This is a genomic window from Scopulibacillus darangshiensis (assembly GCF_004341035.1).
Taxonomy (GTDB): domain Bacteria; phylum Bacillota; class Bacilli; order Bacillales; family Sporolactobacillaceae; genus Scopulibacillus; species Scopulibacillus darangshiensis.
Map to the genome: position 1 here is coordinate 231,011 of NZ_SLXK01000002.1, position 24,640 is coordinate 255,650.

At 42.0% G+C, this 24,640-nt stretch carries 23 protein-coding genes; 3 read left to right on the forward strand and 20 right to left on the reverse strand.

Annotated features, from left to right (window positions below):
• Nucleotides 1-70: 70 nt before the first annotated feature.
• Entirely contained in the window at nucleotides 71-1,732 is a 1,662-nt protein-coding gene (locus tag EV207_RS02920; protein ID WP_132743449.1) for a DUF2339 domain-containing protein, read from the forward strand.
• A gap of 51 nt (nucleotides 1,733-1,783) precedes the next feature.
• Here EV207_RS02920 and EV207_RS23645 read toward each other — a convergent pair whose 3' ends face one another.
• The 11 genes from EV207_RS23645 to EV207_RS02975 all read right to left on the reverse strand — a co-directional run bounded on the left by EV207_RS23645 (nucleotide 1,784) and on the right by EV207_RS02975 (nucleotide 16,841).
• Nucleotides 1,784-4,567 (reverse strand): S8 family serine peptidase, encoded by a 2,784-nt coding sequence (locus tag EV207_RS23645; RefSeq protein ID WP_132743451.1) that lies wholly within the window; start codon nucleotides 4,565-4,567, stop codon nucleotides 1,784-1,786.
• Between the two features lie 47 nt (nucleotides 4,568-4,614).
• The gene (locus tag EV207_RS23650; RefSeq protein WP_165886813.1) at nucleotides 4,615-7,398 is read right to left on the reverse strand and encodes a S8 family serine peptidase; all 2,784 of its coding nucleotides are present in this window, start codon (nucleotides 7,396-7,398) and stop codon (nucleotides 4,615-4,617) included.
• A gap of 340 nt (nucleotides 7,399-7,738) precedes the next feature.
• Entirely contained in the window at nucleotides 7,739-8,029 is a 291-nt protein-coding gene (locus EV207_RS02935; protein WP_132743455.1) for a hypothetical protein, read from the reverse strand.
• 74 nt (nucleotides 8,030-8,103) lie between these two features.
• On the reverse strand, nucleotides 8,104-8,799 hold the full coding sequence (locus EV207_RS02940) for an ABC transporter ATP-binding protein (RefSeq protein WP_132743457.1): 696 nt from the start codon (nucleotides 8,797-8,799) through the stop codon (nucleotides 8,104-8,106).
• Nucleotides 8,796-9,302, reverse strand: a complete 507-nt coding sequence (locus EV207_RS02945; RefSeq protein ID WP_132743459.1) for a hypothetical protein — start codon at nucleotides 9,300-9,302, stop codon at nucleotides 8,796-8,798. The genes EV207_RS02940 and EV207_RS02945 overlap by 4 nt, the downstream gene beginning before the upstream one ends.
• A gap of 14 nt (nucleotides 9,303-9,316) precedes the next feature.
• Nucleotides 9,317-10,552, reverse strand: a complete 1,236-nt coding sequence (locus EV207_RS02950; protein WP_132743461.1) for an ABC transporter permease — start codon at nucleotides 10,550-10,552, stop codon at nucleotides 9,317-9,319.
• Nucleotides 10,549-11,709: an efflux RND transporter periplasmic adaptor subunit gene (locus tag EV207_RS02955; protein WP_165886814.1), complete on the reverse strand. Its 1,161-nt coding sequence runs from the start codon at nucleotides 11,707-11,709 to the stop codon at nucleotides 10,549-10,551. Before EV207_RS02955 ends, EV207_RS02950 begins: the two co-directional genes overlap by 4 nt.
• Before the next feature lie 202 nt (nucleotides 11,710-11,911).
• Nucleotides 11,912-13,369 carry a sensor histidine kinase gene (locus tag EV207_RS02960; RefSeq protein WP_132743465.1) on the reverse strand — a complete coding sequence of 486 codons (1,458 nt, stop codon included), beginning with the start codon at nucleotides 13,367-13,369 and terminating at the stop codon, nucleotides 11,912-11,914.
• The gene (locus EV207_RS02965) at nucleotides 13,347-14,045 is read right to left on the reverse strand and encodes a response regulator transcription factor (RefSeq protein ID WP_132743467.1); all 699 of its coding nucleotides are present in this window, start codon (nucleotides 14,043-14,045) and stop codon (nucleotides 13,347-13,349) included. Before EV207_RS02965 ends, EV207_RS02960 begins: the two co-directional genes overlap by 23 nt.
• Nucleotides 14,046-14,204: 159 nt before the next feature.
• Entirely contained in the window at nucleotides 14,205-15,470 is a 1,266-nt protein-coding gene (locus EV207_RS02970; RefSeq protein WP_132743469.1) for a helix-turn-helix domain-containing protein, read from the reverse strand.
• A 228-nt stretch (nucleotides 15,471-15,698) separates the two neighbouring features.
• On the reverse strand, nucleotides 15,699-16,841 hold the full coding sequence (locus EV207_RS02975; RefSeq protein WP_243646918.1) for a glycosyl hydrolase family 18 protein: 1,143 nt from the start codon (nucleotides 16,839-16,841) through the stop codon (nucleotides 15,699-15,701).
• Between the two features lie 170 nt (nucleotides 16,842-17,011).
• Here EV207_RS02975 and coaA point away from each other — a divergent pair, with 170 nt between their 5' ends.
• On the forward strand, nucleotides 17,012-17,950 hold the full coding sequence (gene coaA, locus EV207_RS02980) for a type I pantothenate kinase (protein WP_132743471.1): 939 nt from the start codon (nucleotides 17,012-17,014) through the stop codon (nucleotides 17,948-17,950).
• An 81-nt stretch (nucleotides 17,951-18,031) separates the two neighbouring features.
• On the opposite strand, the gene EV207_RS02985 is transcribed toward coaA, so the two are convergent.
• The 8 genes from EV207_RS02985 to EV207_RS03020 all read right to left on the reverse strand — a co-directional run bounded on the left by EV207_RS02985 (nucleotide 18,032) and on the right by EV207_RS03020 (nucleotide 23,130).
• A complete protein-coding gene (locus tag EV207_RS02985) occupies nucleotides 18,032-19,291 on the reverse strand; it encodes a Y-family DNA polymerase (protein ID WP_132743473.1) in 1,260 nt (419 codons plus the stop codon).
• 126 nt (nucleotides 19,292-19,417) lie between these two features.
• Nucleotides 19,418-20,278, reverse strand: coding sequence for a DUF421 domain-containing protein (locus EV207_RS02990; RefSeq protein WP_132743475.1), 861 nt, complete (start codon nucleotides 20,276-20,278; stop codon nucleotides 19,418-19,420).
• Between the two features lie 26 nt (nucleotides 20,279-20,304).
• Complete coding sequence (locus tag EV207_RS02995) at nucleotides 20,305-20,511, reverse strand: DUF1657 domain-containing protein (protein WP_132743477.1); 207 nt, start codon at nucleotides 20,509-20,511, stop codon at nucleotides 20,305-20,307.
• Nucleotides 20,512-20,522: 11 nt separating this feature from the next.
• Nucleotides 20,523-20,873, reverse strand: a complete 351-nt coding sequence (gene spoVAE / locus EV207_RS03000) for a stage V sporulation protein AE (RefSeq protein WP_132743479.1) — start codon at nucleotides 20,871-20,873, stop codon at nucleotides 20,523-20,525.
• Nucleotides 20,870-21,886 carry a stage V sporulation protein AD gene (gene spoVAD / locus EV207_RS03005; RefSeq protein ID WP_132743481.1) on the reverse strand — a complete coding sequence of 339 codons (1,017 nt, stop codon included), beginning with the start codon at nucleotides 21,884-21,886 and terminating at the stop codon, nucleotides 20,870-20,872. Before spoVAD ends, spoVAE begins: the two co-directional genes overlap by 4 nt.
• Nucleotides 21,886-22,365, reverse strand: coding sequence for a stage V sporulation protein AC (gene spoVAC / locus EV207_RS03010; RefSeq protein WP_132743483.1), 480 nt, complete (start codon nucleotides 22,363-22,365; stop codon nucleotides 21,886-21,888). Before spoVAC ends, spoVAD begins: the two co-directional genes overlap by 1 nt.
• A gap of 18 nt (nucleotides 22,366-22,383) precedes the next feature.
• A complete protein-coding gene (locus EV207_RS03015) occupies nucleotides 22,384-22,851 on the reverse strand; it encodes a YhcN/YlaJ family sporulation lipoprotein (protein ID WP_132743485.1) in 468 nt (155 codons plus the stop codon).
• Nucleotides 22,852-22,923: 72 nt separating this feature from the next.
• Nucleotides 22,924-23,130, reverse strand: coding sequence for a DUF1657 domain-containing protein (locus EV207_RS03020; protein WP_132743487.1), 207 nt, complete (start codon nucleotides 23,128-23,130; stop codon nucleotides 22,924-22,926).
• A gap of 180 nt (nucleotides 23,131-23,310) precedes the next feature.
• Between EV207_RS03020 and EV207_RS03025 the strand changes: the two genes are divergently transcribed.
• Nucleotides 23,311-23,889, forward strand: a complete 579-nt coding sequence (locus EV207_RS03025; RefSeq protein ID WP_132743489.1) for a Uma2 family endonuclease — start codon at nucleotides 23,311-23,313, stop codon at nucleotides 23,887-23,889.
• A gap of 61 nt (nucleotides 23,890-23,950) precedes the next feature.
• Here the strand turns inward: EV207_RS03025 and cdaS are convergent, their stop codons facing one another.
• On the reverse strand, nucleotides 23,951-24,589 hold the full coding sequence (cdaS, locus tag EV207_RS03030; protein WP_424511339.1) for a sporulation-specific diadenylate cyclase CdaS: 639 nt from the start codon (nucleotides 24,587-24,589) through the stop codon (nucleotides 23,951-23,953).
• Nucleotides 24,590-24,640: the final 51 nt, after the last annotated feature.

Genomic DNA, 24,640 nt, shown 5'->3' on the forward strand with positions numbered 1-24,640 from the left:
TTTTATAATTTTTAAGAGGTTTCTTTTTGTGTACTTAGAATAATATATAGAGATCGCAAAGGGGGAAAACATGGAAAAACGAATTGAAGAATTAGAAAAACGTGTTGATGACTTAGAACGAGAAATTGAAGCACTCAAAAATGCCTCAACGATTCGTCAGCCGTACAAAATGAGCCAGAGGGGCACCGACGACAAGGGATCTGCCGCCTTGACTGACAATGGTACAAAGTCTGGTCAGGATCAAAGAGGTGCCGATGAAAAACTTAAGAAGGAACCAGTTGATTTGGAAACTCTGATTGGTCAGATATGGCTTCCGAGAATCTTCATCATCGTTCTGCTGATTGGTTGTATTTTTGGTTTTAAAGTAGCGTCAGATAATCATTTATTGAGTCCCGCGATTAGAATTATTCTTGGGTATGCCGGCTCAGCGCTCCTTTTTGGCTTCGGATATTTACAAATGAAAAAAGACCGCAAAACACTTGGTCTCGTCCTTTTTGGCGGTATGGTTTCATTGTTCATGCTGACAACCTTTGCCGCAAACGTATTGTATCATTTTGAACCCACACCGGTTGCCTTTATTTTAAATGTGCTGATCGTTAGTTTGGGAATTATCTTGTCCCGAATTTACCGTTCAGAGTATCTCGCTTTATTTGTTGGAATCGGGGGATTTCTTCTTCCTTTTCTAATCGAAAGTGACTCACCTAATATGTCTTTTTTTGCCGGATATGAAACATTGCTGTATATCGCCCTTTTCTTCTTTGCCTTGCAACAGCGCTATGGGATTCTATACTATGCCTCGATTCTACTATTAAACATGACATTTCTGGTGTCCGCCTTTTTGGCTGATTTCGATGACCAGCAGCTTATCTCTATTGCAGCCGGAGTTCTTATTCAGCACGTCTGTCTATTTGGGCATAGTTTGTTAAAAAGAGAACCCTTTGTCTTTTTTCCGGCTATCATCTTTACAAGCTTTGCGTTTGTATCTTTATGGTGGGTTAGCGCATTTGAAGACCTTGTTTTCAATACGTTTTTAATTGTTGCTGGGTTGATCTATTCCGGATTTGCTGCTAAGGGGTTCCAAAGGCCGGTTTTTGCTTCAATCGCTACATTTGCCTGCTTCTTGCTAATTTTAAATTTGACCGCCTATGACCTCAAAGGGATATTCATGCTCATAGAGGGTCTCATCGCCTTTTTCATTGGTGCTCATTATCGCCTGAAACTGCAAATGATTTCCGGTCTTATTGTATATTGTCTTGGCGCCTTCATGGCTCCTCAATATCTTATTGATAAGCTTATATCCGAAGAATCTCTATATTGGTTGGTTGTAGCAGCTACTTTAGCACTCATTTACCGTCTGACCAAACACATGCTGGCGGCTATCTTTCTTGTGTTTGCCTTGCTCTCAATGATCAGTCAATGGGATCTTGTAATAATGGAGGGCTATACCGGAAACGCGACGCAAATGAGCCTCTCTCTTGTCTGGGCAGCATTTGCCGTATTTAGTGTTTTATATGGAAAGCTTTTTTCCCAAAAAGCCATGCGGCTTTTTGGAATTATCTTCTTGTTTTTTGTTCTGCTAAAAATCATTGTCATTGATTTGCCGATTGTCTCCCTATGGTTAAGGGCTGTTTTATTTATGGCAGTGGGTGCTGTCGGTGTCATCACCTCAAGATTTTTTTATAAAGGAAACACGCTTGCCAAAGAACAATCTGTTGGAAAAGATAAAAGCTAAAATCAAAAACCGGAGAGAGATGGTGTATTTTCTCCTCCGGTTTAGATGTCTTTAATTGTCTACAATAAAAGCATCAAGACTAATATCTGAATGTGTTTTTCTCCCGTGTGGCGCATGCTTGCCGCTCCATTCAATTTTTATCGTATGGACACCCAATGGCAAATCTTTTGTAAAAATAGTTTGGTTATATTGTGTTGTCTTTGAGTAAAGGGAAGGCGAAGCAACCAATTCACCATCAATATAAACCTTCCCTATGCCCTGTTTCTTATCTTTGTATGACTGCCATGAAATATTTGACCCGATAAATTTAAATTCCGCTGAGCCGGGATGCTTTAGTGCCTTGGCATGAATCTGGTCATTATCCATTGATGTCCATTTGCCCTTGTAGGTGATGGCCGATGACGCATCATCGTAGGTACCAGGCCCATTTCCGCTTACAAGCGTATAACTGCCCGTACCTTGGTAGGCATACACATCAATATAATATGTCCCCTCTTGTTTTGCGGTAAAGGTAATCGCTTCCTGCGTGCCCTCATTTTCAGAGTAAACCATCATATCTTCAAGGGATTGAATCGTTTTGGTTCCTTTATTGAACAGATAGAGATCATAATCCGTTCCCTTTTCACCGCCCAAATAAAGTGTGATTGTCTCACCGGCCTTCATGTCAAGACTGTAGACATCATCAGTATCCGTCTTTTGATCCAATGTGCCTTTAACCTCTGGCCCCTTAAATGGCGTGCCTGGAATATCGTTGTCGCCATCCCCATTGCTGAATGTCAGGGCTCGGTAGGCATCAACCATTTTACCGCTTTTCACCTTACCGCTAAGCGTGATCGAGGCCTTCCCGCTTTTTTGTAAAAGGCTGCTTACTTTCTCGGGTGTGAAATCGGGATGCTCACTATATAACAGTGCCGCGGCACCTGTAACATGCGGCGCAGCCATTGATGTCCCGCTTAAATAGGCATAGGCATTGTCATAATTTTCATCTCCCGGATAGACCATATCAATCGTTGTTTGTGATTTATTATTGGAACTGATGAAATCCGCATAGCGATGGCTTGCATCATATTCTTTCCCATCATATAATGTGCCGTTTACTCCTTTCAGAGTTGGCCGTTCTCCTTCGCCAGCGACTTTAAGATGGAGAAACGATTTAACAAAATCAGATCCTTCAATGTTCCATAACGCATCGGGGCCTGTCAGCAAAAGGTTCCCGCCGTTATTAACATAACCTTCCATATTCTTTTGATCTGAATCCGTCAACGTTGTTACAATCGTCCCCCCTAAAGATTGACCCGCTGCGTCTCCGGTAAACCATATAACCGTGTCATAATCCTGAAGTATTTCAAGGGTTGGGCCATTTTGGTTCGATTTGACCGTTTTGATGTCATAAGTGATGTTGGCTGCATTCAATAATTCCTTATAAACCCCAAGATAATTGTAATTGCCGTCAATCTGTGATTCATCATCTTGGACTACAAGCACTTTGCCGTCGGGTTTCGCACCTAAGTAATTAAGTGCTTTTGAAAAGGCATCTTTTCGTTCATCAACCCTTTTGAAGTTTGCAAATCCGACGCCATTGAATAAAACTTTCCCTTTTCCCGCCGTGATTTCCGCGCTTGCGCCCAAGTCTTCCTGTTTTGGAAAGGAGCTGAGGATGCTTACCCCAGGTGCAGCGATATCAACGGATTCCACGCCATAGTTAGAGAAGGAAGCGAGTTCGCCGGTATTATCGACGGCCGCAACAGATAAAATGTTAGGGCAGTCATAGCTTGCCGGATAGGAAGGACGGTTGTCCGTATTCATACCGCTGTTGCCCGCTGAGGCAACAAACAGCATTCCTGAATCTTCAATGGCTGATTTTAAAGCGTCATCATAGTAGCCGCCGCCCCAGCTGTTATTTGATAATTTGACACCCATTTTTTTTGCGTATTCGATTGCAGTAATCGCATCTGCTGTCGATCCGCCGTCCGGTCCCAAGAATTTAAGCGGCATAATTTTCACATGAGGGGCAACACCAATAACCCCGATGCCATTCTCTTCACCGGCTATCGTTCCCGCAACATGAAGGCCGTGGTCATCACCATCTCCCGCATCATATACGGTGTTGTCCTTGTTATAAAAATCCCAGCCATGGACATCATCAACATAGCCATTTTTGTCATCATCAATGTTGTTATTTGGAATTTCGCCAGGATTCGTCCAAATGTTGTCTTTGATATCAGGATGATTAATATCGATGCCGGTATCAATGACGGCTACAACTAAGTCTTTGCTTCCTTGTGTGATATCCCACGCCTCGGGGGCATTGACATCGACATTCGTGATCCCGGCCTGTCCTTTAATCGACTGTCCGGTATTATTCATGCCCCAAAGGTTATCAAACATTGGTTCTTCAGTTAGGGACATTGGATAATATTTATAGTTTGGCTGAATACTTTCAATTTTTCCATCCTCTTTCAGCTTCTTAGCTGTATCATGATCCATCTTCACAAGCTCCTGTTTGATGGAAGGGAATTTTTTTAGCGTTTTTATTTTATAATGCGATTTAACGGATGACAGCGACTTCGTTTGCTTATATTTAACCAAATATTCATTTGGCACTGTCTTAGGACGTGCTTTCGGGCCATAATTTGGCTTTTCAAGCTTTGCCCCACTTTTGGCTTTTAATTGATGCGGCCGCTTCGTCATTAAGGTCTTCAGCTCACTCTTTCTTGGCTTGACTTCTTTTGCCGAGCTGTTTGGCGCTTTCGCCTGCGCGCCTGTTCCAAATGGCGCCATGAGTAATGCCGCTGACATAGTTAGAGCAGTAAGTGTCTTATATCCAATGGTCATGCTTTATCCTCCCCGATATATTAGTAGATTAATAATCTATAGCATCTCTATTGATTAGTAACGACAAATCCATCCAAACTAATATCCGCATGAGAGCGTCGTGCTTCCGGGTCCCGTTTGCCGGCCCATTCGATCCGGACAGTGTGCACGCCAAATGACACGTCTTTACTAAAAATGACCTGATCATATTGCGGTGTCTTAGAATATAAAGATGGTGCTGCGACAAGCTTGTTATCAATGTACACGTTGGCAAGTCCCTGTGTGTTGTCTTTGTAGGATTTATAAGCAATATTGGTTCCGACAAAGGTGAATTCAGCCGTGCCGCTACTTTCTAGTTTCTTGGCATGGACATTGTCATCATCAATAGATTGCCAATCCCCTTTATAAGTTATTTTTTCAGACTTGTCATCATATGAGCCAGGACCGTTTCCCCTGATCAATGTATAGTCGCCTGCACCATCATACGCATAGACATCGATATAGTAAGATCCTGCTTCCTTCGCCGTAAAAGTGACGGCTTCCGCAGACGTGCCTTCATTTTCCGAATAGGCCGTGATGCCGCTACTAGTATCAACGGTTTTGGCATCTCTATCAAAAACATATAGATCGTAATCGGTACCCTTTTCGCCATGCAGAGCAAGATTCAGTGTTTCACCGGCTTTTAAATCGACCTTTAACACATCATCCGTGTCATTATCCGAATCTAGGCTGTCATCAAATCTATCGTTTTTAAAAGGAATGCCTGGAATGTCATTGTTGCCATCTCCCGGATCAGCCGTAACAGCATTGTAAGCATCAACCATTTTCCCGCTCTTAACTTTTCCATCTAAATCAGCCAAGGGTTTCCCGCTTCTTTGCAATATATCGCTGACCTGTTCTGCCGTTAGATCAGGATGTTCACCCCAAACAAGCGCTGCAGCGCCTGCAACATAAGGCACAGCCATTGATGTTCCGCTGTAATACTCGTACGCGTTTGCATATGTGTTGCCAGGGTAGTACAAGTCGATCTTGGTATGTGACGGATCATTTGAAGACAATGCATCAACCCATCTGTGGTAGGCACTGTATGATGTCACACCGTCATATGCTGTGTCTTTCTTGCCCTTGGCTGTTGATTTGATCATGCCCCAGCCCCACTGATGATCAAGATGCAAGAACGATTTTACGAACTCAGAGTCATTGATTTCATCGAGTGAATCAGGGCCGGTTAATAATAGTGACCCGCCTTCTTTTACATACGCCATAAGGTTTTGTTGGTCAGCCTCTTTAAGCGTTGTGGTGTTAAATCCTCCATTTTCTTCGCCGGTAAACCAAATGACAGCATCATAGTTTTTCATTTTGTCGAGATTCGGGCCATCTGACCAAACGTCATCAACAGAAACAGTGTCATATGTCAATCCCGCACCATCTAACAATGCCTTATATACTGGCAAGAAGTCCGGGCTCATAAATTCATTATCATCTTCGACAAGCAAGATCTTGCTGTCTGATTTGACACCCAAGTAATCTATGGCACGATTAAAAGCATCTTTCCGTTCAGCCGCCACTTTAAAGTTTTCAAATCCTAAATCGTTAAAAATCACTTTGCCTTTTCCTGCAGTAATCTCTGCCGCAACACCGATGTCTGCCGAAGCAGGAACGGTGCTCATTATATCTGTGCCAGGTGCAGCGATGTCTACGGAGTTTGCGCCATAATTTGAATAGGAAGCAAGTTTTCCTGAATTATCAACAGCGGCGACTGATAAAATATTTGGACTGTCAAAGCTTGCCGGATAGCTTGGCTTGTCATCAATATTCCAGCCATAGTTCCCGGCTGCTGTAACAAAGAGCATGCCCGAATTTTCAATGGCTGTTTTTAAGGCCGGGTCGTTAGGGCCAGATCCCCAGCTTGCGTTAATAATCCTAGCGCCCATTTTTTTCGCATAAGCGATCGCGTCAATTGCCATCGCGGACGTGCCGCCTTGAGGACCGAGAAATTTCAAAGGCATGACCTTAATCCTTGGGGCGATGCCGACAACCCCTTTGCCATTTTCTGATGCTGCAAGAATGCCTGTGACATGTGTGCCATGATCATCACCCTGCTTTTTATCATAGACTGTATTGTCACGATTATAGAAATCCCAGCCGTGGACATCATCGATATAACCGTTGCCGTCATCATCGGTTCCATTATCAGGGATTTCTCCTTTGTTCGTCCAAATGCTGTCCTTTAAATCAGGATGGTTAATGTCGACGCCTGTGTCGATATCAGCAACAATAACGTCTTCGCTTCCTTTGGTGATATCCCAAGCCTTAACCGCATCAAGATCAACATTTTCCGCCCCTTTTTGGGCATTGATCGACTGTCCGTTGTTTTCTAGTGCCCATTGTTTATTAAATAGCGGCTCGTCCGTTGTTGCCAAAGGCTTGTACTTGTAGTTCGGCTGGATGCTTTCAACTGTTCCTTCTTCTACTAGCTTTTTGGCTGTCTTTTCAGTCATATGAATTAATTCATATTTGGGGGCGGACAGCTTTTTCAGCGTTTTCATTTTGTGGCTCTTTTTCACCTTTTTTGCTGACTTTTGATCTTTGAATTTGACGAGGTACTCGTCTTTGACTTTAGGATGCTGACCCTTTAAGTCCAAGATTTGAGCGGCATTTTGATTATTTCTCAAGAGGGTCTTGACGCCACTTCGTTCTGGCTTGTTCCATTCACTTTTTCGCAGCTTCTGGACATGCGCTTTTGGTTTTTTGACAGTTGTTTCTGCATTCACATAGTGGCTTGCCACAGGAGATGCTAATAAAGCAGCTGATAATGCGGCGATGGACAGTGCTTTGTAACCATGCTTCAATTGATTTTCCCCTTTCATATTTTGATAAAATAACCTCTTTTTCATTATATTTAGATTTGATAGAATTCTAATTTTGCAAAATGCCATCAAATTTGGTTTCCTTCGTAAAAAATAGGCGGACTCTTTGCTGAGCCCCGCCTGATCAAATCGGGGTACCATCAACAAAACGCGGATTTACAACATGAAGGAAACGAGACATAGAAAATAGCCGGTCTTCACCATGCTACAGGTGAATCCGGCTGATTCTCTGATTCGATGCTCCTAAACTGCTAAACCTTCGTTTTATATCGCAGAACTAAGTATCTATGAATGATGATGACTTGATTTGATGATGACTTGATTAATAAACAATAGTAACCGATCCACTTTCAGTTATTTGTATTTCTTGATAACTCGTAAGCCCGTCCATCCAAGTTGAATAGCCATACTCCTCTAATCTACGCATAAATGCATTATATACTGATCGATCAAGGATTAAATGATAAAAGGACGTAGGCTCACCGATTATGTCGTCTTCCGATTCAGCCCATACAAAAGCGTCGCCAAACTTTGCCTTAAACCATTCTCTAGCATCATTATGTGTTTTAAATTCCGGTAAAATTAATTCGATTTCTCTAATTAATTTGTTCATTAGTTAGCCTCCTATAAATTCTTACTGACTATCCCGTTTATAGGTGATGGCTTAATTCCCCCATTGTTTCATAGCTATTGAACAACTGACTCGCGTTTCTGAATAATTTTGCCGTCTTGTACATGGACGACCCTTTGTGCCCTAGACGCAATACTTGGATCATGGGTAATCATGACAATGGTTTTACCCTCTCTATTTAACTCTCGAAAGAAATCAAGAACTTCTATACCTGTTTTCTGATCGAGTGCACCAGTCGGCTCATCCGCTAGAATGAGAGGACATTCACCGATTAAAGCGCGGGCAATAGCCACACGCTGCTGCTGCCCACCTGAAAGTTCATTTGGACGGTGATGGCTTCTTTCGCTCAGCCCCACTCGATGAAGCGTTTGCATGGCCTTTTTCTTTGCCGTTTTATAATTCTCCCCATGTAGTAAAAGAGGCAAAGCTACATTGTATAGAGCTGTATACTTTGAAATAAGGTTAAACTTTTGAAAAACAAATCCTATTTTCTCATTTCTAATTTTTGCATAGTCCTTTTCAGATTGATTGTTTATATCAACGCCATCAAGATGGTAGCTTCCACTATCAAGTGTATCAATCAGACCAATAATATTCATTAGTGTGGTTTTACCTGATCCAGAAGGTCCAAGTATAGCGACAAATTCACCTTGTTCAACCGTAAGAGAGACTTCCTTAAGGACGGTTAACTTACTTTCACCTTTACCGTAGGACTTAGATACATTCGATATCTCAATTACCAGTGTTGTCACCTAGGGCCACCTCCCGCCCTTGGCTTTTTCACTCTAATTTTTTCTATCGTTTTACCATCTTTTTGATAATAAACCGATAATGTGCTCCCGACCGTTAATTCATTCAGGCTAATTTCGCTTTCTTGCATTTTCTTATCTTCTCGAGTCATGGTTACGAGAGGCGTACCAGTGGGAATAACGATCGTTTTCTTCTTTCCTGTATATTTCACTTCACGTTTATCACCGCCTCCGCGTTTTCCACCTCCTGAACGTTTTTTGTCTTCACCGTTTTGTCCATTTCTTTTTGGTTGTTCGATCAGTTTTAACGTTATTTCATTTCCGACTACTTCTGAAATTTCTCCATACAAATCAGGTTTTTCCATCGTTACTTTTCCAGAATCTTTCTTTTGTGAAGTCCCCGACTCATTCGCTGAAGATGAAGAGCCCTCTGAATTTGAGCAACCTGAAAACACTGCAACCATTAATAAACATGCAATAAGAAGTGAAAATCCTTTTTTGTTCATACGTATCTCTCCTATCAATCGTAATTAAGCGCTTCAATGGGCTTGAGCTTTGATGCCTTGGCAGCCGGGTAATAGCCAAAGAAAACTCCGGTTACCACAGAAAATCCTAGACCAAGAACAATACCATCGATTGACGCTGAATATTTTATATCCGTAAATGAAAGTACCCAAGGTGCCAAAACGCTTAGCAATACTCCTAGAATACCGCCGAATAGACTGATGAATAAGGCTTCAAACAAAAACTCTAACAAAATGATCTTTCTAGCAGCCCCAATACTTTTGAGAATTCCAATTTCACGCGTTCTTTCTTTTACGGCTACCATAAGAACGTTCATGATCCCGATGCCGCTTACGACTAGCACAATAACGGCAACGGCTATTAAAAGGGCGGACATTGTACGAGAGGTTTCTTGCGCAGAAGAGAGAGTACTCCCTGCATCAACAACGTTGTAAGATTCAGAGTTTCCAGTTATTTCTCCGATATATTGTTTAATTTCATCAATGGCGGGCTTAACGCTGTCTATATCATTTGCCATAGCGATATAGGTAGATGTAGCTGCCCTTTTCCCAGATGTATATTTCAATGCCACTTCATAAGGGATAAAGGCCATTTCGTCTGCGGAAGTGGAACTTGACATTCCGCCGCCTCCACTACTCATTCCGCCCGATCCTCCAATTCGATCAAGTACCCCAACAACAGTAAAGGTTGTTCCTTTTAACAAAACCTTTTGTCCAACCGCACTCTCTATATTGCCTTCAAAGAGGAGATTAGCGAGGTTATAACCAAGTACAACCACCCGATTTCTTGCAAGTCCATCTTCATCACCAAAAAACGCTCCACTTAATGTCGACAGATTTGTGATCTCAGCATAGGCTTCATTAACCCCTTGAATGCTTACACTTTCGGATGTTGACCCATAGGCGATATCTGAAGTCGTTCTTGTACTAATACCTACACTCTTTACATTCGTTAACAATTCAGGCATCTTTAAGGCATCTTCTTTCGTTAGGTCCTTAGAAATAGTACTGGCATTTCTGCGTCCGCCGCCCCTTGCTTTTGAAATGGTAATACTTTCAACGGACAGTCTTTTATATTGCTGAGTCACTGCTTCCTCGCTTGCCTTACTGATCCCAACAACCATAATGATAGTGAAGGTTCCTATAATGATGCCGAGAGATGTCAGAAATACTCTAAATTTATTATGAGATACGCTGAGCATCACGGATCGCATCATCTCAACTAGTTTCATTTCTTAACACCACCAATAACAACGGTTTCTCCTTCTTTAAGTCCTTTTACAACTTCCGTCTGTATTCCATTCGTTAGGCCGCCGGTAATCGCTCTTTTTTCCGTTTTTGCATCAGGATCTTTCACATTAACATATTGCTTTCCATTTTCAACGAAAATAGCTTTATTGGGTACCAATAAAACATCTTTCTTCTCTTTCTTTAAGAAAGTGAGGAAGGCGGTCATTCCGTCCTTTATGTTTTCGTTTGTTTTTGTAAGCTTCCCGGTTACTTCATACGTAACGATGCCGGAACTGTCAATATTCGGTTCTTCACTAACGGAAACGACTTTGCCCTTCAGGTTTTCAAGGGATAAAGAATCAATGGTTACCCTCATATCCTGATCCTTTTTTATCCCTGGAATATCACTTTCGGTTACGTTAGCCGTTATATAGACAACAGATGGATCATACATCGTCATAAAGGAAGAACCTGATGTGGCTGTATTTGTACTCGCCCCAGTTGTTGAGGTTGATTTCGTTCCAGATACAGATTCACCAACCTTATAGGCGATATTCATAATTTTCCCTGTAAAAGGCGCTTTGAGATTTAGCTTACTTAAATTATTTTTGGTTTCTTGAAGATCATTTTTGGCTTCTTCTATACTTAACTTGGCACTTTGAATGCTGGAATCGCTGTTTGTTAAATTATATTTTTTTAAGGCAAGCTCATAAGAAGCTTTGAGGGAATCATCGTCTGGTCTAGCGTCCATTTTAGTTTTGGCTTCATCAAGTTTATTTTTTGCCTCCATACGATTGATTTCATGCTTATTAACAGCATCTGTATAATTAGCCTCCGCTTTATTCAATGTATTTTCAGCTTTTGTTATCGCAAGTTGAACGTCAGTGTCATCAAGTTCAGCAAGGACTTCTCCTTTTTTTACCTTCTCGCCAACCTTGACATTGATTTTCTTTACAACACCTGCTTCTTCGAAATTTAAATTGGTGAGCGAAAGATTAATTCGGCCATCCGCCGCAAGACCTACTTCAAGATTTCCTTTTTTCACCTTTTGTGTAGTGGTTTTAACTGGAGTTGTTGAAGTTTCATTGCTGCAACCTGAAATAACCGCTATTAGTATTAAACTAGTGATTAAAAGGGAGAAAACTTTTTTATATCCCAACTCAATCATTCCTTTCCATTTCTACTGGCTTCATTGTATGGAATGATTGTGATGCTTTTGTGAGGATGCCTAAAAAAATTTGAGGACTTTAAAAAATTGACTGGTTTAAGTTAAGGGGGTTTATAGTTTCCAGAAAATTCAAGATAAGGGAGTAGCCTCGAAAAAAGCCCCTGAATCAATCAGAAGCTACGTTTTTCTACCATTAATATTTAGGTAACGAAAACCAAAACTCAACACTGCCATTACAATTCTTCGCGCCGTATTTTCCACCATGTGCTTGTACGATAGCTTTTACTATCGAAAGACCTAGCCCTGTACCCCCGTATTCGCGAGTACGTGCTTTATCAATCTTATAAAAACTATCCCAGATCTTCATTAAATGATCTGAACTAATCGGTTTGCCCGTATTAAATACACTAATGAACAATTCTTCATCTTTCTCTTCAACTTGAATCATTATTTGCCTTTTTCCATCGATATTATTAATTGCGTTATTAAGATAATTGGTTAAGGCTTGTTCTATTCTGTCAGGGTCTGCGTATACAATAAAGTTACCGTTATAGGATCGCGTAATAGTAATTCTTTTTTCTTCAAGCTTTAATGTATATCTTTCAAGCGTATGACTTATAAGCTGAGTAAGATTAAAAATTTCCTTATTCATTAGCTTATATCCAGCATCAACTTGAGAAAGATCAAGAAGATCGAGAACAAGCCTATTCATTTTCTTTGCTTCATCAAGAATAACATCACAGTAATAATCTCTATCTTCATTATTGACGTTTACCTTTAAGCCCTCGGCATATCCTCCTATAAGAGAAATAGGCGTTTTGAGTTCATGGGATATATTCGCGATGAGTTCCTTTCTCGAATGATCAATGCTTTCTTTTTCTTTAATATCTTCACGAAGCTGTTCATTAACGACTTCAAGTTCAGTCAGCGTTTTATTAAGATTTCTCGAAAGGGAATTGATGTTTTTGGAAAGGTCACCTATTTCATCGGAAGATTTGACTTCAATTTTTTGAGAAAAATTGAGTCTAGCCATTTCTGCGGTTAATTTACCTATTTTGACAATAGGTTTTGAAATGCTGCCTGAAACATAAAAAATAATCAAGGTGCCAATGACAAAAACAAAAAGGGATAGATACAGAATAAATGTCCTTGCTGCATTTACACTATCCTTCATAGCGTCGATCGAGGAACTGATTACGACATAGCCTTCAGATCCATCTTTAAGCTTAATTTTTGAAAATAGGCTAAGGAACTGCGATTTCGTCCTATTTTCAGTCCGTACAATAATAGAAGGTTTATTTGTAAAGTAGTCCATATTCCTTTTTATGAGCTCTTCACTATGGGTGTTACGCTTCCTCTGAAAGGGTCGCTTATAAGGAGCAAGGCTGAAAATATCGTTATAATTACGATCGGCAATGATCAAACTGATATTTTTACGATCCTGCAAGGCAATTAATTGATCTTCATAATCGTTAGCACTCTTAAGGAGTAGTTGCTGCACTTCATTCAGGCTTTCACGGAGTGTATCTTTTTTTGAAGAGAGATAGAAATCCTCAAGAAAAAATGAACTAAATAGCTGGGTAATAATGACAAATAGTAATACGATGGATGAAAGTATTAAAAATAACTTAGTTCTGATCGATAGTTTCACTTTGCACCTTCAATCTATACCCTATCCCTCTTACAGTCTGAATATAACTGCTGTATATTCCAAGCTTTGCACGGAGCTGCTTAATATGCGTGTCTACAGTACGCAAATCACCAAAATAATCATAATTCCAAACTGCATTAAGAAGCTTGTCCCTGGTTAAAGCAATCCCCATATTATTGAAAAAGTATAAAAGCAAATCAAATTCCTTCGGGGTCAATTCAATAGGTGAATTTTCTACAAAAGCGATTCGGGACTCTGGTTCTATCGAAATGTTACCAAAAACCAATTGTTTACTTCCAATTTTCCCCGAACGCTTCAAAAGATTCTCAACTCTTGCAACCAATACACTGGGTGAGAAAGGTTTGTTTACATAATCGTTAGCCCCAAGCTTAAAGCCTTTAAGCTGATCTGCTTCTTCACCTCTAGCTGTTAGCATGATAACAGGGACGATAGATAGTTCTTTTATTTCTTTTAAAACCTCCCATCCATTCATATTGGGCATCATCACATCAAGAATAATAAGGGCAATTTTATTACCCTGCTCTGTAAAAATGTCTAACGCCTCTTTGCCATCCCTTGCACATAAAACCTCAAATCCTGCTTTTATAAGGAAATCAGAAACAAGCTTTCTAATTCTTAATTCATCATCTGCTAAAAGTATAAAAGGCTTTTTCATAAAACACCACTTCCCCTAAATGTAGTGTAGGTTGTTTTTACTTTACCCGTAAAGTGTGATGGATTTGTGATGTGATTTTGTTTTTAGAGGAATATTTACATTTGGGATGTCGATTTGCTCAACAATCTCCGCTTGTTGCTGGCAGTACCCAAATCCACTTCATTTGAATGTTTTGCAGTTTTCCCCTGAGTTAAGCAACTGTCTGTATCGGCTCTCCAATTCTGGGGTTGTCTGTTCCCGATATTCCCAGTACACCAAAAGGCATTGCTTCAGCCGTTCGATATTGCCGATTTGACTTGCTAAAGCGGCCACATCTAATAATTCATTCAGCCCCTCTGTCGTGTGATTGGTCATGCACAGATACAAAGCGTGCGCATATCGAAAATACAAATACATTTGCTGTTTGTAAGGTTCCTGGCTTTTGACCATGTCATCAATAGCATCGTGATACTTCTTTAATAGCTTGGAGGCATCGTCAAATCTTCGCAATTTAGCATAGGCCTCGAGCAATCTCGGTAAACCGACAAAAATATCATTTCGATTATCAAGCCACGCCAAATAATCATCCACACATTCCAATCGGCCAAAATCCAGTAATGCAACAAACCGGTTTCCCTCTGCTATTTCAGAAAAAAATGCATTTACTCTGCCGTATCGTTCCGTGAGTTCTAATACATCTTCAAGTGAACCGCCTAATCGTCTTAATGCAAAGCTTTTATACATCAAGGCCCGCCCGTAGTATTCTCCCTTAGTAACCATTTGCGCCAGCCTTTCTGAAAAATACAGTACCTCTTCCCATTGCTCACGCAAATAATAATATGCCGTTATCCACAAGTAGGCGTCAATCTTTATTTCTTTGGGCATATAAGCGAGATGCTCAAGGACATGAGCCAAAGCAAGCTGCCCTTTCCCGGTCATTCTTACAATATAAAATCGCCTAAAATAACTGGTTGCCAAGTGTTCTGAGAAACGATCAGCTTCATTCTCAATGATCGCCTCATATAAGGGCAATGCTTGCTGTTCTTTTCCCTCATTAAATAGCTTTTCCGCTACCGAAAAAATGTTTTTCAAGTTTCTGCTTCGAATGGTTTTTGACTTCTCCTCAATCATGGCATTTAGAATGTCGTGGGTGTGTCCTTCATAACCCTCCGCTGCGCATTTATACAAAAACTGCTCACTTCTTCGCTTATCCAAGTGCCGCTTTTCATTAAAACACTCTTCTATGTAAAAAGAATAAAGTGTCCCCTTAGCCAGTCCAAACGCTTTGGTTATAGCATCCAGGTTTCGAAAAGAAAGGGGTTGTTTGTGGTTAAATACTCGGCTTATTTCACTTATATGAATGCCTGTGTTATTGGCTAATTTTGTTTTATTCCAGCCTTTCTTCTCTATAAAGTGCTGAATCTCGTTATACAGGGCTGCATTCATCTTCTCACCTTCATCATATTTTTTATATATTGATCAAGACAATTTTCAATACTTTTATTATAATTTTGTAAAGTTATTCCCGGGAAGTGTCGGAGGTCATAGTAATTTGAATATTTTAAAATCTGCACCGTACCTTTTTACTACTATATAACCAAGAAATTGACATAGATATACGAGAAAAGGAGCCCGCCGTTTTTTAGGCCGCCCCTGGAATAAATAGTTTTTCAATTACATCATCTTGCGGATATTAAAATTGGCCTCAAGAAGCGCCCAATTTTGCGGGAATGGAAAGCCGAGTGCCCAATAGCTGATGCCCCTCAAACGATAGTTTTTTACAAGGTCAAACTTTGCTTGCGCGCTGCGGGCATCCTCAAACCACACTTCATGCCTTCGCCCTTGTTCATCAGTATAGCGAAAAAATGGAGATTCCGTTTCTTTGTCATATTGAATCGCTGCCTTGTATTTCACCGCCCGCCGGATTGCTTCTTGCTGACTGAATGTCTCAGCCTCTTGTCCTTGGACATGGGGCAGCAGCCAATCGCGGGCATATAACTGAAATCCCATAAATATTTTATCCCTTGGAATCACCGTGACCGCGTAATCCAAGACCCGTTTGATTTGATTAATCGGTGAGACAGCCTGCGGCGGTCCCAGACGGTAGCCCCATTCGTAGGTCATCAGGATAACGAAATCTGCGATTCGGCCGTGTGCCGGATAATCATGTGCCTCATATAACAAACCCGCTTGTTCAGCGCTCGTCTTTGGCGCAAGAGCTGTCGATACCGAATAACCTTCTGGATGGAGCAGATTGACGGTCCGCTGAAGGAACTGGTTATAGCTTTCGCGGTCATCAGGATTGACATTCTCAAAGTCAATGTTAAGGCCTTGGTAACCCTTTGCTCTCATCATACCTAAAATGTTTGTAAGCAATGTGTTCTGTAATTGCGGGCTGCTTAAAATCGTATGGGCAAGCGTTGTTCCTGTTTCCGTAGATGTAAAATTTGTGATGGCCATAATTGGGACAACCCTGTGTTGATAGGCCGCCAAGATGGCAGCGTTATCATTGATGGGAGTCAAACCGCCGTCAGCTTGAATCCGGTAGGCGAACGGCATTAAGTAAGTTAAATCGTCCGCAACCCGTGCAACAGTTTGGCCGCTTTGTCTTTCTAAATTAAATATATAAGCATTAACATCAATCGTCGGCTTATTTCCTTCAGCACCGCTGGGAATAACAATAGCTTGACCTATTACAAGCTGGTCGGGATTTGGCAGCTGATTCACCTCTTCGATTTCCGATAAGCTGACACCATACCTGCTGGCAATTTGCCATAATGTTTCCCCGCTTCTGACAACATGAATGAACATAGGCATACACACCTCCTGCTAACATAACGTATGCGGTGTAAAGCCCACATGTGCAGGGTATTATGGTAGAATAAAGAAAACTTGGCTTATACTTTACTCCATTATTTCTTTAGCGAACTTAATTTTTATTAAAGTATGGAGGAAATTTGTGATTTTTATAAGGAGTGTTTGGTAAAGTGGCATCCCTTCAGCCTAATCAACATTTATTTTGGTCCTCTGCTAGCGGGGAATGGCTTAAGCAGCAGATGATTCGGGATCTTCAAATTGAACGAGACGATCTTGCTGGCAAACTGCAAAACATTTTGGCTGATCGTGACCAATATCATATCTATCTTTCGATTGTGCGTGACCTCTGTCACCATTTTCATAAATATACTGAAGAGCGGCGATTAACCTCCCTAAAGTTTGGAGAAGCAAGCTCTGATATCCCGTTTATTATCGGTGTTGCCGGTGGCGTTGCCGCGGGAAAAACGACAGCGGCAGCGGTTTTTCGTGAACTGCTTTCACAGCTGCTTGGCACAACCTGTGTTGACGTTGTTTCCACTGATAATTTCCTTTTTCCGAACGCCGTTCTTGAAGAAAAAGGAATCACTGAACGCAAAGGATTTCCGGAAAGTTATGATATGGCAGCGCTTATTCAATTTTTACAACATGCAAAAACCGGTCAACCTGATCTCACGGTTCCAGTTTATTCACACGACACCTATGATGTCTCTTCTACTGATAAGCAACTTATTCATAACCCGAGAATCATTCTATTAGAAGGTATTAATGTTCTTCAGCGGCCGCATAGGAACGGACCGAATGATCAGTTTATTTCCGATTATCTGGACTTTGCCATTTATGTTGATGCTGAAGAGGATTCAGCTATTAATTGGTACCTTGAGCGCGTTGAAAAACTTTACACCGTGCACCGCGACGATCCCGCATCCTACTTTCACCGGTTTTCCGGCTTGACTATTCAGGAATTTCGTGAACGTGCGCTGCAGATTTGGCATACAATCAACGGACCCAATCTTAGGGGGCACATTGCGCCGACAAAAGAACGCGCCAATATCATTTTAAAAAAGGATGCCAATCATAACATTGAAGAGATCTTTATGAGGAAATTCTAGGGAGGGGAGTAATTTCCGATGAAGGGAACGAATAGCTCTCTCGTGCCCGTCAAGCCAAAGGCCACCTACTTCCAAACCTGCTTAAGCCTGATGTCCCCCGAGAAGCTTGCTGCGCTCGATCGCTGTGCCGCCTTTAGTATAAGAAACTGCCCGAAGCAATGCTGTTGATCCATATTTTTCGCGAATCTGGTCCATTGCATACCCCAACTTTCGGCGCTTCTCATAGCCAGAGTCAAACAGGTTCAGCTGGTATTGATTATCATCGCATGTATTGGAAAGGGTAACTGAAAGCTTTCGGACCGTTTGATGCCGATAAAATTTAGCGAATAACTCGAGGCATACATGGTAAATATCCATTGTGACATTGGTCGGCGCGTCGATTGTTTTTGAACGATGAAAACCGCCGGCCCCTTCGGTTTTGCTGTAGCCGACACCAAGGCTCACCGTCCGTCCGGCCTTGCCAGCTTGCCTGGCTCTTCTGGCTACCTCCTCACACATTTCCAAAAGAACATGCTTAATTTCCTTCGTATCGTTATAATCCCTTAGCAGGACCTGCCCTTTTGCATAGCTGACCTGTCCCTGCATATTTGGTGCACCGAGCTCAGAATAATCAATTCCCCATGCGTGATAGTATAACTGGGCACCCATCACACCGAACTTCTTCTCGAGCAGCTCCCGATTATAACGGGCAAGCTGGCCGACTGACACAATCCCCATTCGATTGAGCGTGCTCTCAAGCCTAGAACCGATCCCCCACATCTTGCTTAACGGTGTCACCGACCACAGCTTCTTTTGGACATCACCGTACGTCCATTCAGCGATACCGTCTATTTTGGCATCCAGGTCAAGGCAGCATTTCGCAAGAAGCATGTTCGGCCCGATGCCAACAGCAGATGGCAGACCGGTCTGTTGAAGAATACGGTTGCGAATCAGGACGGCTGCCTCCCCGGCGGTGCCCCATAAACGTTCGGTGCCATCGAGACAAACAAAGCTTTCATCAATGCTGTATGGATGGATGGCTTCAATCGGAACAAATTCATTGAGCAATTGTGAAATTTCAATTGAACGTTTTAGGTAATTGGACATGCTGGCATTCACGATGCGGATCTTTGAATGCTTTGGCACCTCAAACAGCCTGTTGCCGGTCCGAATGCCGAATTCCTTTTTCAGGCGCGGCGAAGCAGCTAGAATCACACTGCCCTGCCGTTTGGTATCACTGACGACAGCTAAATAGCATTCTAAAGGGTTGAGCCCTAGTTCAACGGCCGCACAGCTCGCAAAAAAGCTCTTCATATCAATACACAGAATTTTTTTGTTTGGCAAATGCTTTTCCTTTAACATCGACATCACCATCAAAAACGAATTTGTAGGTCTATTGACCAGGATCAATATTCCTGCGGTATTTATATTATATGCGAATGTTCGTTCGTTTAACAATGGTAAATTATAGATGTAAGTAAATTAGGATCAGTCTTTTAAATAAGGCGATACAATTTGAAGAAGTTCATCCATTTTTCGAGCATTCCGGCCATACATCTCCTTGGCGGCGGCAGATGTTGTTGACAAGGCGAACAGCTCCAGATCAGCCTGGCATTTCTTAATATTAGCCAGCAATAACGGCTTTTCTTGCGGCGCTGCCACCTCAATCTTGTCATCAAATAAATCAACGGTTAATTGTCCGTTCCCATCTACCTGACCAAGAAAAACATTTTCAATTGCCACTCCCAATTTAGATAGTTCACCTTTAAGCCAGTTTCGATTCAAACCAATTGTTGACAGAGGTTCATCCAGAATTTCACCATCCATGATTACCGTCTGAGGCTCCTTAATCGGGGCAACAGGCAGCCCAAGATCTGACGCTGTCAGCGGCTGTTTTTCTTTTTTAAGAAGGACACTGAGGTCGCCAGTCGGTTCAAGCAAAGCGAATTCAACATCTGCCACTTGAAAAACATTTCTTTTTCGCAGCAGCTCCAACAATTCATCTGTCGAATACTTTTCCTTTTTTAAATTATCTTCCATAACTTTACCGTTTTTAATGAAAATTGTTCCATTCCCTTCTACAAAATCACGGATTTTTTTATTTTTCAGCGATACAATGTTAATGAGAAGAGGAACTGCAGAAAAAATGACGATCCCGATAATGCCGTAAAAAATATTATTTTCGAGCCCCATGGCCACCTCACCGGCTATGCTTCCGATGGTAATGCCAGTTACATATTCAAAAAAGGATAGTTGAGAAATTTGTTTTTTACCCAGCCACTTGGTAACCAAGAATAGAACGATTAAAAAAAGTAATGACCTAACAACGATGTCTAACCATTCAGGCATAATCTTTTACTCCTTTAAATTCAAGCTTAAAATCCTTTATATTGTGCTTCCTCCCGCTCTAATTCCCCGACTCGCTTTTGTAAATCCTCTGCCACCCTTGCTGCCAGCACTCGGGACTCATCAAAAGCCTTCTTTGCCGTTTTGTCCTCGCTTTGAACTGTTAAGCTGGACAAAATAGCCTCAATGCTCTTGACACTTGCCAAGGATTGCTTGACTTGTGAACCGATAGTCATTTGTTTTCCTCCTAACCTTTTGGTCTAAAGAAAATCGCCCCAATAACCCCAAAGACAATTGCCGCTGAAATCCCCGAGCTTGTCACTTCAAACATCCCGGTAATAACCCCGATTAATCCGTGCTGGCGGGCCTCGTCCATAGCCCCATGGACAAGAGAATTGCCAAAACTGGTGATCGGAACCGTGACCCCGGCGCCGGCAAAATCAATCAAAGGTTCATAAAGGCCAAATCCATCTAAGATAGCACCGACGACGACGAGAATGCTTAAGGTGTGAGCAGGCGTAAGCTTCAGAACATCAAACATGATTTGGCCAATGGCGCAGATTCCGCCTCCGACGAGAAAGGCCCATAGAAATATCATGACAGATCACCTCCGGCTTCGATCGAAACAGCATGCGCAATGCATGGAATTGATTCATTTTGTTGAAAGGTTAGCGGCGACAAAAGCGCCCCTGTCGCGACGACAAGCATCCGATTGATGTCACCCTTCTTCATCCTATTAAGTAAATGACCGTATACAACGGCGGCTGAACACCCCGAACCGCTCGCCCCGGAAAGAACCGGCTGATCATCCCGGTAAATCAACAGTCCGCAATCCTGGTACTTTTCTTCTTCGATTGCCAGTCCATGCTTTTTAAACATATCTAAAGAAACGTTTCTGCCAATATTACCAAGGTCACCTGTAACGATGAGATCGTAATACGTTGGGTCAACATTTCTCTCCTTTAAGTGGGCTTCAATGGTATCGACGGCAGCAGGGGCCATAGCACCACCCATGTTAAAAGGATCGGTTAATCCCATGTCCACAACCTTGCCGATGGTAGCGGAGGTCACTCGGGGTCCTATTCCCTGATTTTTCAATAACGCTACCCCGGCTCCAGTCACGGTCCATTGGGCCGTCGGCGGCTTTTGTCCCCCGTATTCCGTGGGGTAACGGAATTGCTTTTCAACGGATGAATTATGACTGACTGAACCGGTCAACAGACAGGTTGCTCCCCCGCCGTTGACAATAAAAGCACCGAGCGCCAATCCTTCCATTGATGTTGAACAGGCGCCGAATAGTCCAAGGTAGGGTGATCCGATTGTTCTCATAGCAAAGCTCGTCGGCGTGATTTGATTAATAAGATCGCCGCCAAGAAAAAATTGCACTTGTTCCTTTTGAATCTGCCCCTTTTCAATGGCTTTCTGGCAGGCTTCCTCAAGTAAAATTTTATTAGCCTTCTCAAACGTATCTTGTTCAAGCCAGGTATCTGAATGCAACAGATCAAAATCATCCGGGATCCGGCCGTCGGCTTCGAACGGTCCGCCCACGGTACCTGTCGAGACAATGACCGGTTTTTGATCAAACAGCCATGTACGGTGACCGGTGAGCATTATAGTCCACCCCACTGAATTAAGATTGTCTTAACTAATGCAACGATAAATGCGGCAAATACCCCTGAAATGATCACCGAGCCCGCTAATTTAAAAATATTGCCGCCGACCCCTAAGATGAAGCCCTCAGACCGATGTTCAATAGCAGCCGAGATGACCGCATTGCCGAAGCCTGTTACAGGAACGGCGGTACCTGCTCCACCGAATTGAGCGATCCGGTCATAGACACCAAATCCGGTTAACAGCATGGCTATAAAGATTAATGTCGCTACAGTCGGATTGCCTGCCGTTTGGTCGGTAAAATTGAAAAAGTAAATGTAAAACAATTGAATCGCTTGGCCGATGATACAAATGATTCCCCCGACTAAATAGGCTTTGAGAATGTTCTTTAAAATCGGGCGTTTGGTTTCCCGCTGACTTTGAAAGTCTTTATATTCCTGTTGAACTGGCGTTAATTTTTTCTTTTTTTGATTTGCCATAACGATCACCTGTTTTTCCTATGTTTTTTCTTTCATTAGTTTTTTGAGATGGTTGAGTGTCTTTTTAAGCTTATCCTCATCCACTTTATTTGCCTTGATTTCCTTCTCCAATCGCTCAATTTCCAAAAAAATCTTTTGGTCAGTTGATACGTTGATTTTGTATCGTGGATACTTTTTCGATAAACCCGATTTCACTTGGCTTTCGATTTTTATTAAGCGGAACCTGTCATGCTGCAGGACCTTGAACGCCAAAAGCAGTTCTTTATCAGTATTAACAGCACGTACCTTGGTAATATCTTTTCTCTTAGCGAGCTCTTGTTCTGCCTGATTTGAAACCGACTGGTCATTCACCTTTTTATTGCTTATCTCCGTAAATTGGCCGTTATTTTTATTATGGTCCTGACCGCTATGTGCCGAACATCCGGCAAGGCCGGCCGACAAAATAATAATAGGTATAAAATAATAAATAAAGGCTTTGGTATTCATACTGTATTCCCCCTTCTTATGTAGGTTTGAAAAAGAGGCTGGCTGGACACCACCCCCCCTTCATTATGACTTTTATTGTTGCGTATATTGTGGTTCTTCTTGTTCAATTTCCTGAACACGCGGTTCCAGTGTGTTCACAATCATTTGTGTTTGCTGAGCAGCATTTTGATAAAGCTGCTTGGCATTCTTATTATCAGTTCCGAGTGCAAAGGTTTCCAAGCTGGCCTGAGCACTTTTCAAACCCGCTAAAGTCTGTTTAACTTGGCTGATGACAGTCATTATAGTCACTCCTTTAAAATCTTCTTACATATTTAGAATGGATCATTAAAAAAGATTTATGATATCCAAATTAACCCATTTGTTCGCCAGGACTTAGGGGTGACTAGAATGAGTATTGCTCAAAGAAAGGATAAATGCGATAATTTTCCATAGAACACCTGCGGATCGGAGGGAATATGAATGGACAAAAAAAAGGCTAGTGGACCAAACATTGTGAAGGAAACAGGATGGACAGTAGAGGATTATTACCAATTGCCAGAGGATGGAAATCAATATGAGATTATTCGTGGACAACTCGAACTCAAACCCTCACCCACAACAACTCATCAGCGGATGAGTCAACGGTTAGAATTCATGTTAATAGGTTCATGCGAGAATGAGTTTATCATTATGGATGCACCTGTCGATGTTATTTTATCTGAAAATGAAACAAGACAACCCGATATTTTAATGATTCACCGCAACCGGGAAGATATTATTAAGGAATATGCTGTTGTCGGCCCCCCGGATCTGGTTATTGAAATTCTCTCCCCAACAAGCGCCAAGCGGGATCGGACAGTGAAAAAGGAAAGCTACGCACAATTTGGCGTGACAGAATACTGGATTGCAGACCCGTTTAATCTAACAATTGAACAGTACGTCCTCACATCTCAAAACATGCCTTATGACTTGCTTCATGTTTTTGGAGCTGATGATACAGTGACATCGAAACATTTACCTTGTGTTTCTTTTATTGTTAAGGAAGTGTTAAAGCTATAGAAAAAAGACAAGAACAACATCGCTGACGCTGCCCTTGCCACTCCATGTGTCAATCTTAATTCTATTGCAAAAAGCCGGTCGGGCTGATCGGAAAGAGCTTGCCTCCTAAGGCAAAGGATGTCCTTCCCGTTTCTTCAGAGACGACTAAAATCAGTGCGTCGCTAAGTTCAGAAAGACCTAAAGCTGCCCGATGCCTTGTTCCAAGCTTACGGTCGCCTACGATGGAATGCGTCAGCGGCAGCACATTTCCGGCTGAGACGATCATGTTTTCCTGAATAATAACAGCACCGTCATGGAGCGGTCCCCCAGGGTAAAAAATGGACTCAAGCAAAGGGAAGGTTAACGTTGCACCCACCCGTGTCCCGGGCTGAATCAAATCATCCAATAGATCATCCCTTTGGATAACAATCAAGGCGCCATGATTTCGTTCTGACATGTGCTGAAGAGCTGTCGACAGCGTCGGATAACAATCCGTATAAGGAGCAAGGTAAAACTTTAAATAATAAGATGCAGCAGTGGATTGAAAATTCCCGAATATACCCTGGATTTGTTCAAATTCCTTTAGAATGCAGCATTGCTTATGATCTAGGGCATCCGTGATATGGCTGATCTCATGCTTCATTTCATCAATAAATCCCATTAATTTTTGTCTCGTCACAGGTGACAATTCCGGTTCCGCTGGATCATGATTGTCTAACATCTTATACCTCCACCGCTTTAATCTTCCAATTTTACCTTTACCATTTGATAA